This is a genomic window from Francisella marina (genome assembly GCF_008369785.1).
Lineage (GTDB): Bacteria > Pseudomonadota > Gammaproteobacteria > Francisellales > Francisellaceae > Francisella > Francisella salimarina.
In genome coordinates this window covers 48,180-62,248 of the sequence record NZ_CP043552.1, presented here as the reverse complement: position 1 = coordinate 62,248, position 14,069 = coordinate 48,180, and the positions used below count along the sequence as shown (strand labels likewise).

Genomic DNA, 14,069 nt, shown 5'->3' with positions numbered 1-14,069 from the left:
AGTCTTAAATGAAAATAAAGCTTAACACAAACTGTCATACAGACAAATATTACATCAGGATTTGGTTACAAGATAATGGTATTTACTTTGCAAACATGTGTAATGGTAAAAACTATAGCAAATTAAAGAATAAGAATAGCTATCTATCTATTGCATCATTGCACTTGTACGATAAAGACATTAATAATCTAAAATCAAGGATTCAGTCGATAATAAATGCTTTAGAGGATTGTGAATATGAGTTGAAATATGTTCAAGATGGAGAAAGCAATGGAGCTAAATAAAGATTTTTTGAGTGATGTTTTGGGTTGTAAGATTCGCAAGGATATTGGTGGAGATTCAATAAAATATAACAATGAACAATTAATACGCATAATGAGAGATTATAGTTATGACTTCGAAGTAAACAAATACGAACTAATGCACAGAATTAAGGAGTGGGTTAAAGATAAATTTAATAATGGTATATATAGCGGGTGGAATAAAAAAGGCAAAGGATATAAAGCAAATATGCATTTTCTAAATAAGCCTACACAATCTTTTGAATATCCAACAGAATTTGAAGCAGTTTACAAAGCTGGATTATATTTATGGGAGAAAGATAATGAATAAAGAAGATATTGTTTTATATAAAAAGCTTAATGATGAATTAGAAGAACGATGTGATGAAGTATATAAAAGTATTAACTTTAATGTGATAAAAAAACTGGATAGTATTGATAACGCTGAACTCCAACAAAGAGTTAAAAATAAGCTTAGTTACTTTGAATATTTTTACGATTATACATATATTGAAGATATAGAAGAAGAACATATTTATCTAAGACTAGAAAAATCTCATGATATTGATAATGAGCATGGAAATATCAGATTACCTATCTCATTTATTGTTTCAAATGATGAAAAAGAGATAGAGAATTTTGTTGAGGATAAATTTAAAAAAATTTTTGATAAATTAAAAATTGAAGATGAAAACAAAACAAGTCCTAGAGATAGAAGGTATCAAAAATACCTAGAACTAAAAAAAGAATTTGAGAATATATAAATAATATAGTCAAGCAATTAAACCACAATCAAAGCCTTTAAGTACAAAGGTTTCATATAAGTAATCAAATACAAATTTTATAAGTGTTGGTATGCGTAACAAGTAATGAAAGCCTTATATATCAATACTTTGCCACATTAAATTATAGGTAAGGAGAATATTATGAATATAGAAATATCAAAAAATAAAATAGGCAGTGAAGCGATTAATAGTGTTAATGCTAGAGAGTTATATAGTTTTTTAGAAAGTAAGCAAGACTTTTCAACATGGATAAAAAATAGAATAGATAAATATGAGTTTGAGGAAAATATAGACTATATCCGCCTCCATAAAAAAATGGAAGCGAACAATGCTACTCAAATTGATTATATTATTACTATTGATATGGCAAAAGAAATATCTATGTTACAAAGAAGTGAAAAAGGTAAGCAAGCTAGAAAATATTTCATAGAGTGTGAAAAACAGCTATTAAGTAATTCTTTACAATTGCCTGACTTCACTAATCCAGCTATCGCAGCTCGAGCATGGGCAGATGAAGTAGAGAAAAAACAAATAGCTTTAAACACTATTGAACAGCAAAAACCAAAAGTATTATTTGCTGATGCTGTTTCTGCTTCTAAAAGTGCCATACTTGTAGGAGAGCTTGCAAAGCTTATTAAACAAAATTTTCAAAAACATAAAGATGAAGAATTTAAAATAATCAAAGGATATAGTAATTATGTTGTTTCTAATTACGGCAGGATAATAAGCCTAAGATATAATAAACAAAATATTATAAAAGAGCGTATTGTTCAAAAAAACAGGAATGGTTATATTATGGTTGATTTATTTGATGACAATAAAAAAACAAGATTATTGTCTGTACATAGACTTGTTGCAAAAGCATTTTTAAAGAAAGATACAAACAGGAATTGTGTGAATCATATTGATGGTGATAGGGGTAACAATCATATTTCAAATCTTGAATGGTGTAATAATTCAGAAAACACTAAACACTCTTACGATGTTACCAAGAATCAAGACTATTCAAGGCTTAGTGATATAGGTAAAGAGGCAGCTCGTAAACTACGCAAATTCACTATGGATGAGGTATATAGCATTAGAAATGAGTACAATAAATCAAAAACCAGTTTTGCTAAGATGGCTATAAAATATAATGTTGGTAAGACTACAATGGCAAGAATTATAAAAGGGGTAACTTATGCATCATAAAGTTACTGGTAAAGCTCAACTTTATTTTATCAACAAGTTTATAAATATGTTGCCTAAAGTGGCTTAAAGGAGATGTTATGAGCATAGAAGATATCATACAAAATAAGGTGCAAGAAGCCATACAGCCTTTAGCTAATGCTATAGAGTTACTTGCAAGTAAAATTAAATCTGATACAAGCAATGATGAAATAGCTTATCCTGTAGCTATGGTTGCTGTCCTTATAAATAGAAGTAAAGCTACTATCTACAATATGATAGATAGAGGTGAGCTTAAAACATGCAATAAAAAAGGAGAATCAGACAAAATAAAATATAAAGATTTTAAGCATCTTATTAACTCATAATGTTAAATATTGACAACCTCTTTTTTTTATTTTATTCTGTAGGGGTTGGGCTTGATAACCCACTGCTAAAAGACGGATAGATTACGACATTAATCTTTCAAAAATATTCCGAAGTTTAACGATTACTCAATTTTGAGTAGCCGTTTATCGATATAAGTTTCGGGTGGGCTTATGCCATAAAAGACCAGTAATGGGAAAGTGTAAGCGCATGATCTTTTAGCATGTTATCAACCACCCGATATTTTTGATAAAAAACTAAAAGGAACAACTAAATGAAAGAAATAAAAATCTTCCAAGACAATAACCAAATACTAACAACCAGTAATGATATTGCTAAAGTCTTTAATAAGCGTCATAGCAATGTTACAAGAGATATTGAAAGCCTTGATATACCTAACGATTATCGAGAACGCAATTTTGCGTTATCGTTCAAAGATGTTGTAACTGGTAACGGAGCTATAAGAACATATAAGCAGTACAATATCACTAAAGATGGTTTCGTGCTTCTTGCTATGGGTTTTACAGGCAAGAAAGCTATGGAATTTAAAATAGCATATATTAATGCTTTTAATGCTATGCAAGATACTTTAATCAGTCAGCAAACCAAAGAATTAGAATCTAAGATAGCTAAACTAGAGAATCAACAAGAAACTCTTACACCAGCACAGCAAAGAAAAATCCAACAGATAGTAGCTCACAAAGCAAAAAATAGTTCAGAGCATTATCAAACTATCTACACTCAGATAAAAGATAAATTTGAAGTAGGTAGCTACAAAGATGTACTACAATCAGACTATACTGAATTAGTATCATTTCTAGGTGGCGAAGTTCCTACTAGAAAAGCAGTCAAGTACAAATCTAGTCAAGATGTATTACAACCTATTAATCAAACTCTATTTGATAAAAAAGATAGTGAACTACAAAAAATGCTTAGAGAATTTCATAAACAAGGTCATGATGTTTATCGCCAAGTTTGTGAGCTAGATTTTTTAATTACCAAGATTTACGATCTTAAAAGATATATTAGAGAATCTATTATAGATCTACAAGCTAAAATGAACAATAACACACCTATGTTGACAGACAATTTCTTAAAACCTACTTATATGTGGCGAGCTTTAGGAATTGATACACTAAAAAAATAACTAAATCATATCTACAGCAGACTTCTTAACATCAGGGCTTAGATGTGCATATATCTGAGTGGTTTTAACATCACTATGCCCTGCTAACTGTGCTACAGTGTATATAGGTACGCCTTTCATCACTAACATACTACAAAAATTATGTCTTAAATCGTGGAATCTAAAATTTTCTATCTCTGCTTTTTTCTTGAAGCATCTCCACTGTTTTTCAAAATGTTTTATATCTTCGCCAGTTTCTTTGGTAAAAATTAAACCATGTTTTTTTATTTTCATTTTTTCAATTTCTAACCATAGCTTGGAGTGTATTGGTACATCTCTAGACTTGTTAGTTTTTGTCTTGTGAGCTTTTATATTTATTGATTTAGATACATGGTTTATATCTTCCCATGATAAAGTCAATATCTCGCTTTTACGCATACCTGTATAATAAGCAAATAATATTATAGTTTTGTAAGGTTCTTTTACATTATCAATATTATCAAAAAATCTTATAGTTTCATCATCATGTAAGTATCTTATATTTTCACTCTTAACAGGTAGTTTTTTATAATTTGATAAATTGTTTTTATCTATATAACCATACTCAACAGCTCTACTAATACTACCTTTAATCATTGCAAGAACCCTATTTGTAGTTGCATTGCTCCAGTGCTTAGATTCTTTTAATGTATTTAAATATTTTGATATGTTATTTTTGTTGTTTACGTAATCAATATCTTTTTTATATAGATCATGACATACATACTTCAACCAGCTATTATTTTTCTTCCAGCTCTTATGATTATTCTTGAACCATTTAAAGTAGAACTCTTCTAAATATTCTCCATAAGTAATAGATTGAGCATCTTTTATATCTTGCTTTTTCTTATCTACAATATCTATACCTTGTGCAATTAATACATTAAGTCTTTGAGCTTCTGTCTTAGCTTGTAATAGCGTAATAGCTCCAAGCTGTCCAATGGTATATAACTTGGTTTTTTTATTAAGTGTATATCTTAATCTAAATGACATAACGCCAGTTTTTGATACTCTTAATATAAGCCCTTTGACTTCAGAATCGTAATAGTCTATAGTCTTATCTGCTGGAGTTATATTAGCTATTGATGACTTAGTTAATTTCAAGGTGCAATTCAAGGTGCAACGATAATTACAAACATATTATTAAATTTAGACAAATATGTAAATAGTTATACACAATACATACATTTATAAACAGCTTGGAATTATATTTACAATATTTGTAATTGTATTTGTAATTAAATCCCTCTCTGGGTGTGCCAAATCAGGACAACAATTTGAGTTATACATTACACAATCCTACTTAAAACATATATTACTACTAGAACTTCAGCACAAAGAACAATTATAACTCTTATAGCAACTTTTGAGATGGAGATAATAGTAGCACCTGAGTAATAATCAAAAAATATTGAAAAAAAATGGGATATGAATTACAATTCACCGATACTGATAATAATTATCATTTATGGAATAGGTAAATGTCAAAATATAAGACTAATACTAAATATTTAATCAAAGGGTACCTCCAGAGCTGCCCAGTCGCATATAAAAACAGACTTTTATCCTTAGGTTTATTACCTGGTAAAACTCTAGAAATAAAACGTAAAGCTATTTTTGGTGGTCCATGCCAAGTCAGTGTAAGAAATGCTGATATTTCCATACGTGTAAAAGAACTAGACCTATTAGATCTAGAGGAGATCAAATTATGAGATATGCCTTAGTTGGTAATCCAAACTGTGGTAAAACAACAATCTTCAATGTACTGACAGGACTTAATCAAAAGGTAGGTAACTGGTCTGGCGTTACAGTAGATAAAAAAGTTGGTTATTTTAAAGTTGATGATCAACAAGTTGAAATAGTTGATATACCCGGTATATACAGCCTATCAGCATCCGATAGTAGCTCTATTGATGAACAAATAGCTTTCAACTATGTTATACAAGAGAAACCGGATGCAATAATAAATGTTTTAGATGCATCTAATCTTGAAAGAAGTATGTACCTAACCATACAACTACTAGAGTTAAATGTTCCAATAATACTAGCTGTAAACATGGTAGATGTCGCTAATAAAAGTGGAACTATAATTGATTTTGACAAATTATCTAAACTCTTAGGAATAAATGTTTTTCCAGTAATTGGTTCAAAAGGTGTTGGAATAAATGAACTTAAAAACGCTCTCACTAAACCACAGTCGGCCTCACACTATGACTTAAAATCTCACTATCCTAAAGAGATATTGAGATTAGATAATCAACTTCAAGAACTACGTCAATCAGATACAGCGAACTTATGGCTAGCTGGAGAGCTTTATGAGGGTCGAACTATCCAACTTGAACAGGATAATCAAGATATTGATATTGAAGCACTACTTTCAGAGCACTCAGAATTAATAGCGAAATCTGGACACAAAATACCAGAAACTCGCTATGGCATAGTAGATGATATCCTTAAAAACACGGTTAGCTATACAGCTTCAAAATCCAGTAGAAGCATAACACAAGTATTGGACTCTGTATGTATGAACCGTTTTTTAGGGATACCTGTGTTCCTAATGATGATGTACCTAATGTTCTTTTTCTCAATAACATTTGGTTCTGCAGTACAGCCTTTGTTTGATGATTTTACAGCTTCAGTATTTATTGATGGTGTTGCATATTACTCGAATATGATTGGTCTACCTGAACAATTGACTATGATATTATCCCAAGGCTTTGGTACAGGTATTAACACAGTACTTGCATTCATCCCCCAAATTGGCTTCCTATTTATATTCTTATCTCTACTTGAAGACTCTGGATATATGTCAAGAGCCGCTTTTGTCATTGATAGATTTATGCAATCTATAGGACTTTCTGGTAAAGCTTTTGTACCTATGATTGTTGGCTTTGGATGTAATGTTGCTTCAATTATGGCCTCAAGAACTCTAGAAACTCGAGAAGATCGTTTAATGACAATTATGATGTCACCATTTATGTCATGTGGCGCTAGGCTTGCTATCTTCTCAGTATTTGCAACAGCATTTTTTCCTGACCACGGTGCTTCAGTAATATTTTTACTTTATTTACTAGGAATTATTGCAGCAATTTTGACAGGATATGTTATTAAATTTACATTCCTAAAAAATGAAGCAACTCCTTTTGTATTAGATATACCAAAATATCACTTACCTCATTTTAGTACAATTATGCTCTACAGTTGGAATCGTTTAAAATCATTCCTACTTAAAGCAGGTAAAGTTATAGTACCAATAGCAGTTATCATCGGAAGCCTAAATAGCATCAATGTAACTAAAAACGAATCTGCTCTTAGCTATGCAGGTAAAGAGATAACTCCAATATTTGCACCTATGGGAGTTAATAATGATAACTGGCAAGCCACTGTTGGTTTAATGACTGGGGTGCTTGCAAAAGAGGTTGTTGTAGGTACTTTAAACACTCTTTATACACAAGATGATAGTCAGGGTATTCCAGATAGTTACAGTATTACAGATAACTTTAAAGACGCTATATATAGTACTTGGGATAACCTTTTCAATATGGATCTTAACCCAATCACAAGTAACGAGGCAGATGCTAATATGAGTAGCTCTGCTATGGGTAATATGACAAGTAAATTTAGCTCTGGTCTAGCTGCATTTTCATACTTACTATTCGTACTATTATATATACCTTGTATATCTGTAATTGGTGCCACAGTTAGAGAATCTACCAGAGGATGGGCTATTTTATCTATTATATGGAGCTCGGCAATGGCATATACTTCTGCAGTTGTGGTATATCAACTAGGCAATATACTTAATACACCAGTTAAATCTATCGTGTATACAGCAATTGCCATAGTTGGGTTAGGTATTGTAATTGCCATAATGAGATATTTATCAACCAGAATCAAATTTGTTGCAAACTTAACTGGCTGCTCAAGTTGTCAAGTTAGAAAATAAAAATATCTCATCCTTCTCAGTATTTATCTTGTACATAAACTATGACTAAAATTGCGATGAAAGTATCTAATAATAATCAATAGTGCTAAAATTCAGATGTAAATCTAAGTTTAAGGCTTGCATGCTCAATAATAATTTGAAGGCTACGGTTGCAATAATTGGCGCTGGTCCATCCGGCTCGGTTGCAGCAGCAATACTAGTCAAAAAAGGTTATGATGTAATTATCATTGAAAGACAAATATTCCCAAGATTTTCAATAGGTGAAAGTCTCTTACCTCAATCAATGCAGTATTTTGAAGAAGCTGATATGCTTGATGTAATTAAACAACAAGCAATATTTCAGCATAAAAATGGAGCTGCTTTTAATAATAATATTGACTCTATTTCTATAAATTTCAATCAAAAATTCACGGCAGGTTATGGTGATACTTTTCAGGTTAAACGAGGGATTTTCGACAAAGCTTTGGCTGATAAGGCTCAAGGTCTAGGTGCAAAAATATTCTATAATACTGAAGTTGCCCACGTAGCTGAAGAAAGAGATAATATTACTCTGACTATCAGAAATCTTAAAACTCAAGAACAATATAGATTAGAAGCTAATTTTGTACTTGATGCTAGTGGTTTTGGAAGAGTGCTACCAAAATTACTTAATCTTGAGAAACCTTCTAACTTTCCAATGCGACAATCATATTTCTGTCATATAGAAGATAATATTACTGATGAAAGTTTCGATCGCAATAAAATTCTTATAAGCGTTCATCCAAAACATCGGGATATTTGGTACTGGCTAATACCTTTTGCTGATGGAACATCATCTATCGGCGTGGTTGGAGAGCCGGAGAATTTCATTGATAATAATACCAATATGCAGAATCTAGATTGCTTTATAAAGCAAATGCCATATTTAGCAAACTTAACATCTGCCTCAATACTTAGATCTGATGTTCAAACTATCAAAGGTTACTCATCAAATGTTTCTAAACTTTATGGCGAAAGATTTGCATTGCTTGGTAATGCCGCTGAATTTTTAGACCCTGTATTTTCATCAGGTATAACCATTGCCGTTAAATCAGCATCCTTAGCAGCAAATGCTCTTGATAGACATCTAAGGGGTATAGATGTAGATTGGCAAAAGGAATTTGTTGATGAGTTGTATATAGGTATAAATACTTTTAGAGAATTTGTTAGCGCTTGGTATGAAGGCAGCTTGCAGGATATTATATTTCATAAAAATAGCACCAAAAACATAAAAGAACAAATTGTATCAATCTTAGCGGGATATGCTTGGGATAAAAATAACCCCTTTGTGAGAAATCCTAGACAAGGAATTAAAGCATTATCAAGGTTATGCTGTTAAAACACTATTTGATTATAACTCCTTTTAATGCAACTCCAGACATTAAGAGACCCTCGCCACAAACATAAGTATCTTTACTTGATGTAGGATTATTTTTCCAGTTAGATTCGATATCTGCAACACCTTTGCCACCTGCAGCTTGTGATTGCTCTTTTAGATCAATTAATGCTGAATAAAAAGCCCAATTACAAGACTTCTGATAATTTTTAAAGACACCATTAGTCCTTTTGCTAGTATATATTGTTCCTTCAGCTGAATAATCAAATGGCTTAGAATCTTTACCAAAATAAAACTTAAAATCGCCAAGCTTATTTTTAACTTTCTCAGGCATTACTTCCATAGCATTCTTGATACTCACATCATGAATATCATCCGAAGCATAAACAGATAAAGGTAAAACAAAACAGCCTGCAGCAACCAATGAAAGTAATATCTTTTTCATATTATGTATCCTATAACTTTTCACAAAATTGTGTTAAATATCATATCAATTTTGTGACTAAAGTATAATCTTTATTCTAAAATTTTTTTGAAAATCAAAGATGTATTAACCCCACCAAAAGCAAAGTTATTAGTCATCACATACTCAGTCTCTATATTTTGTTTATCTACAAGGTAGTCTAAGCTAGCACACCTTGGATCTACATTTTGTAAATTCACATTTGGGATAAATACACCTCTATTCATCATCTCTATAGTTAGCCATGCTTCAAGCGAGCCACTAGCACCTAATGTATGACCAAAATAGCCCTTTAATGAACTGATGCTAATATCCCTAGCAAAAACCTCACGCGTGGCAATACTCTCGGCTATATCGCCAACCTCTGTTGATGTACCATGAGCATTGACATAACCTATCATATCTGGTGTTATCTGTGCATCTTCTAAAGCAAGTTTGAGAGCAATCTGCATTTTTTCGGCTGTTGGCTGCGTAACGTGCTCAGCATCACAATTTGTGCCATAACCTACAACCTCCGCATAAATTTTTGCTCCACGCTGTTGAGCATGCTCTAATGACTCTAATATCAAAGTAGCACTTCCCTCTCCTATAACTAAGCCATCTCTATCTCTATCAAAAGGTTTAGGTGCAAGACTTGGCGTATCATTCATCTGACTTGTCGCGAATAATGTGTCAAATATTGCAACCTGACTTACACAAAGCTCTTCTGCGCCACCAGCAACCATCACATCCTGCATACCATATTTAATAGCTTCATAAGCATATCCTATAGCTTGACTACTTGAGGTACATGCACTAGATGTCGGAATCAATCTACCAGTCAACCCAAAAAACAAAGCTACATTAACTGCACAAGTATGACTCATACCTTTGATATAAGTTGTTGCATTAACATTGCCAATTTTTTTGTCAGTAAGAATCATCAAAAGATCAGCTAATGGTTGTGGACTACCAGAGCATGATCCATAAGCAACACCTGTTCTACCACTAGTTAATATATCTGTCTTATCAAGTAAACCAGCATCCGCTAATGCTTGCGAGGTTGCTACGGTTGCTAACTTTGACACCATACCCATACCACGTATTTTTTTACGAGGATAATTTGGCATTTTAAAATCTGTTACAGGAGCAGCAAGTTTAGTGTTAAGACCTTGAATATCATCCCAAGGCATTCTCTTAGTTGCAACTTTTCCAGCTAATAGTGACTCAAAAATAGTATCAGCATCACTACCAAGAGCTGTAACGCCTGACATACCAGTAACAACAACTCTATGCATTAAGCAAGTCCCCCATTAATAGAAATTACTTGTCTTGTTATATAAGCTGCAGCATCCGACATCAGATACTCTGCTAAGCTTGCTACCTCATCCACACTACCTGCCCTTTTCATTGGTATATGCTTAATGATCTCATCATAATGCTCAATATCATCAGTCATTTCTGTATCTATCAAACCTGGTGCTATGCAATTAACTGTAATTTTTCTTTTCGCTAACTCTACAGCCAAAGCTTTTGTGGCTCCAATAATACCAGCTTTTGCAGCACTATAGTTGACCTGTCCTCTATTACCCACGATACCAGATACAGAAGACATAGTAATAATCCTGCCACCTTTTCTAAGCTGTATCATTGGCATAATACAAGGCTTTAAAACATTATAAAAACCATCCAGATTAGTATCTATAACTCTTGACCAATCATCTTTTGTCATTGCTGGAAATGCAGTATCCCTACAAAGACCGGCATTATTAATCACTCCATAAAATGCACCATGATTTTCGATATACTCGCCAATAGCTTGTTCTGACTGCTGATTATTAGAGATATCAAAACTTATAATATCCGCTTGAAAACCCTTATCGAGAATACTATCACGAACGTTTTCAGCACCAACTTTGTCCGTATTATAGTGTATAGTTATATGCCTATTTTCAGCCGCAAGTTTCAGCGCTATAGCCCTACCGATTCCTTTACTCGCACCTGTGACTAATATTCTTTTCATATTTTATATTTCTCTACTAATAACTTTTTTTACATCTTCAAAACTTTGTGGCTGATAGGCATTGATCGTAAGTGATGCAACTTCTTGTTGACCCAACAATACTTTGCAACTAAATACCCCTGTCCCTTTATCAAGAATAATACATTCAGCAAATATATCTAAAACACTACCAGTTTTATATCTTTTAACATCTGTCTTGTAACCTCTCACACTCAGTAAAAATGCTACTGGAGGTTCATTAGCACTAGCGTCAGATGTAGCAAGCTTACTAGCTCTACCATAGGAAGCAGCAGTTTGAGCCATGATTTCAACCGCTACCCAGTGTGGTATACCATCTAATTGCTCATCGAAGAATATATTGCCATCAGTCACAATAGTTCTACAGTGTACTGTATTGTCTTCAAAAGCGATAAACTCATCAACGAGTCTCATAGGTGGTTCATGCGGTATCAAATCGCCAATATTATGCATCTATTTCTTTCCTATAATTACACTTACGTTATTACCGCCAAAAGCAAACGAATTACTCATGAAATTTGGCTTGTGGTATCGGATATCACTAGTTATTATACCAATATCAGAAATAATATCCTTATCTGAATTGTATTGCTTTGGTAGTTTTTTGTTAGGATTATAATTATCTGATAATAATAGCCAACATAGCCCCACCTCTGTAGCCGCCGCTGCACCTAGAGTGTGGCCTGTCAATGATTTAGTAGAGCTACACGCAACAGGTGCTTTGAATATATCCATTACTGCATTACTTTCCATATTATCATTAAGTATAGTTGCTGTACCATGCAAATTTAGATAACCGATATCATCAGGAGCTAGATTTGCAGAGCTCAATGCCTGTATCATAGCTAATTTAGCACCTTCCCCACTAGGATCTGGTGCTGTAATATGATAACCATCTGATGATTCCCCAACACCTAAAAGTACTATTTCTGAGCAATCTCTAGACATAATAAATGCCGTGGCGCCTTCACCGATATTTATACCATCTCTTTGATTATGAAAAGGTAAACACAAGTTCTGAGATATCGCATCTAAACAATCAAAGCCATTTAATGTTAATTCACAAAGAGTATCGCAACCGACAACAATAACTGCATCACACAAATTCTGTTTTAATAATCTAGCAGCTGAGGCAAATGCTTTACCACTTGATGAACAAGCTGTTGATATAGTAAAAGCAATATTTTCAAGATTATAATACTCCCTCAAAAATTCACTAAGACCTGCGGTTTCTTCTTGCTTGTAGCTAAATTCTTTGGGGAATTGACCTGATATAAACTTTTTAGTTAAAGCTCGTTCACCATTATCTATACCTGATGTACTAGTACCGCAAACCACAGCCACTCTATCAGCTCCATATTTATCTATAACTCGACTTATATCATGATTTATTTGCATACAGGCATGAAGAGCCATTTGGTTATTACGACAATCAAATTCTTTTAATCGGTGAGGAATTTCTGGGAGTATCTTATCATTTACTTGCCCTACAATTGTCTTGCGACCCGACAATAGATTCTTATCAGTTACCAAGCCAGTTTGATTACTAAGCAATGATTGCAAAACAGCTTGTTTAGAATCACCTAAACAATTGATTATACCCAGCGAATTCAGATAGATTTCATTGCCACTCATATTCTGTATAATTTTGAATAACTTCCTGTAAGTATAAATACAATTACAATTAGTTTAAATACAATTAAGTGTATGTTAACTGTATTTAATACTTAAAAAGGTTATAGATATACATTTTTTTACTTCAATATGATAGATTCTAGTAAAGAGAATAAAATAGCATATTGGATGAGATTTTATATAGATTCGGTTTTAGCCATAGCTCAAGGAAAAAACGACATATCAAATTTTAAAGATATATCATACCTTGAAATGATAAAACAGGACATCTACATCGATACTAGCCTCATTGCTGCATCAGTGAGAAGAAGATGTAGTAAATCTAGCAAAATCGCTCTTTCAGTATCTATACCTCAACTCCATAAATATAAAATAGGTGCCGTAGTATTTGCATCTCAACATGGTGAACTAGCGAATACATTATCTATATTTAAAGATATTTCTAATCAAGAAATCCTTTCACCAAACGCATTTTCTCAATCTGTGCATAATACTCCTTCTGGACTTCTATCAATCCAACAAAAACTAAAAATACCTTTTAACTCAATAGCTGCTGGTACCGAGACTTTTGAAATGGGTTTAATTGATGCTATCACACAGTTACAAGACTATGATAACGTTTTGTTTACTTGTTATGATGATAATGTGCCAGAAATCTTCGATGAACTTAATATCTCAGATAATCTTGCTTATGGAATTAGTTTTGTCATATCAAGAGAACCACTATCACAGTCAAGTATGGGCTTAAAATTAGAGATTAATAACAACAAAACATTATTACAAAAATTTAATCGACTCCCATCTGCAATTATTTTTGCAAACTGGTATGCTTGTAATGAATTTAAACCATTATTTTTGAAGAGTATATCTATAGAGAAGATGTAATT

The 14,069-nt window shown here is 32.6% G+C and carries 16 protein-coding genes; 10 read left to right on the top strand and 6 right to left on the bottom strand.

The window, feature by feature from the left end:
- Nucleotides 1-8: 8 nt before the first annotated feature.
- The 6 genes from F0R75_RS00315 (at nucleotide 9) to F0R75_RS00290 (ending at nucleotide 3,746) form a co-directional block, all read left to right on the top strand.
- The gene (locus tag F0R75_RS00315; RefSeq protein ID WP_149368778.1) at nucleotides 9-284 is read left to right on the top strand and encodes a hypothetical protein; all 276 of its coding nucleotides are present in this window, start codon (nucleotides 9-11) and stop codon (nucleotides 282-284) included.
- A complete protein-coding gene (locus tag F0R75_RS00310) occupies nucleotides 271-612 on the top strand; it encodes a hypothetical protein (protein WP_149368779.1) in 342 nt (113 codons plus the stop codon). The genes F0R75_RS00315 and F0R75_RS00310 overlap by 14 nt, the downstream gene beginning before the upstream one ends.
- A complete protein-coding gene (locus F0R75_RS00305; protein ID WP_149368780.1) occupies nucleotides 605-1,045 on the top strand; it encodes a hypothetical protein in 441 nt (146 codons plus the stop codon). The genes F0R75_RS00310 and F0R75_RS00305 overlap by 8 nt, the downstream gene beginning before the upstream one ends.
- A 162-nt stretch (nucleotides 1,046-1,207) precedes the next feature.
- The gene (locus tag F0R75_RS00300; protein ID WP_149368781.1) at nucleotides 1,208-2,257 is read left to right on the top strand and encodes an antA/AntB antirepressor family protein; all 1,050 of its coding nucleotides are present in this window, start codon (nucleotides 1,208-1,210) and stop codon (nucleotides 2,255-2,257) included.
- 77 nt (nucleotides 2,258-2,334) lie between these two features.
- Nucleotides 2,335-2,601 (top strand): MerR family transcriptional regulator, encoded by a 267-nt coding sequence (locus tag F0R75_RS00295; protein WP_149368782.1) that lies wholly within the window; start codon nucleotides 2,335-2,337, stop codon nucleotides 2,599-2,601.
- A gap of 272 nt (nucleotides 2,602-2,873) precedes the next feature.
- Nucleotides 2,874-3,746, top strand: a complete 873-nt coding sequence (locus F0R75_RS00290) for a Rha family transcriptional regulator (RefSeq protein WP_149368783.1) — start codon at nucleotides 2,874-2,876, stop codon at nucleotides 3,744-3,746.
- On the opposite strand, the gene F0R75_RS00285 is transcribed toward F0R75_RS00290, so the two are convergent.
- Nucleotides 3,747-4,868 carry a site-specific integrase gene (locus F0R75_RS00285; protein WP_187985976.1) on the bottom strand — a complete coding sequence of 374 codons (1,122 nt, stop codon included), beginning with the start codon at nucleotides 4,866-4,868 and terminating at the stop codon, nucleotides 3,747-3,749.
- 377 nt (nucleotides 4,869-5,245) lie between these two features.
- On the opposite strand from F0R75_RS00285, the gene F0R75_RS00280 reads away from it, so the two are divergent.
- From F0R75_RS00280 to F0R75_RS00270, 3 genes are all read left to right on the top strand, one after another.
- Nucleotides 5,246-5,476 (top strand): FeoA domain-containing protein, encoded by a 231-nt coding sequence (locus F0R75_RS00280; protein ID WP_149368785.1) that lies wholly within the window; start codon nucleotides 5,246-5,248, stop codon nucleotides 5,474-5,476.
- Nucleotides 5,473-7,710, top strand: a complete 2,238-nt coding sequence (gene feoB / locus F0R75_RS00275; protein WP_146420809.1) for a Fe(2+) transporter permease subunit FeoB — start codon at nucleotides 5,473-5,475, stop codon at nucleotides 7,708-7,710. The genes F0R75_RS00280 and feoB overlap by 4 nt, the downstream gene beginning before the upstream one ends.
- 121 nt (nucleotides 7,711-7,831) lie before the next feature.
- Nucleotides 7,832-9,067, top strand: coding sequence for an NAD(P)/FAD-dependent oxidoreductase (locus F0R75_RS00270; RefSeq protein ID WP_149368786.1), 1,236 nt, complete (start codon nucleotides 7,832-7,834; stop codon nucleotides 9,065-9,067).
- Between the two features lie 4 nt (nucleotides 9,068-9,071).
- Here F0R75_RS00270 and F0R75_RS00265 read toward each other — a convergent pair whose 3' ends face one another.
- From F0R75_RS00265 to F0R75_RS00245, 5 genes are all read right to left on the bottom strand, one after another.
- Complete coding sequence (locus F0R75_RS00265) at nucleotides 9,072-9,509, bottom strand: excinuclease (protein ID WP_149368787.1); 438 nt, start codon at nucleotides 9,507-9,509, stop codon at nucleotides 9,072-9,074.
- A gap of 71 nt (nucleotides 9,510-9,580) precedes the next feature.
- A complete protein-coding gene (locus F0R75_RS00260) occupies nucleotides 9,581-10,804 on the bottom strand; it encodes a beta-ketoacyl-ACP synthase (RefSeq protein ID WP_149368788.1) in 1,224 nt (407 codons plus the stop codon).
- Complete coding sequence (gene fabG / locus F0R75_RS00255) at nucleotides 10,804-11,529, bottom strand: 3-oxoacyl-ACP reductase FabG (RefSeq protein WP_149368789.1); 726 nt, start codon at nucleotides 11,527-11,529, stop codon at nucleotides 10,804-10,806. Before fabG ends, F0R75_RS00260 begins: the two co-directional genes overlap by 1 nt.
- A 3-nt stretch (nucleotides 11,530-11,532) precedes the next feature.
- A complete protein-coding gene (locus F0R75_RS00250) occupies nucleotides 11,533-12,000 on the bottom strand; it encodes a hotdog family protein (protein WP_149368790.1) in 468 nt (155 codons plus the stop codon).
- Nucleotides 12,001-13,182, bottom strand: coding sequence for a beta-ketoacyl-ACP synthase (locus F0R75_RS00245; protein ID WP_149368791.1), 1,182 nt, complete (start codon nucleotides 13,180-13,182; stop codon nucleotides 12,001-12,003).
- A gap of 168 nt (nucleotides 13,183-13,350) precedes the next feature.
- Between F0R75_RS00245 and F0R75_RS00240 the strand changes: the two genes are divergently transcribed.
- Nucleotides 13,351-14,067: a beta-ketoacyl synthase chain length factor gene (locus F0R75_RS00240; RefSeq protein WP_149368792.1), complete on the top strand. Its 717-nt coding sequence runs from the start codon at nucleotides 13,351-13,353 to the stop codon at nucleotides 14,065-14,067.
- The last annotated feature ends 2 nt before the right edge of the window (nucleotides 14,068-14,069 follow it).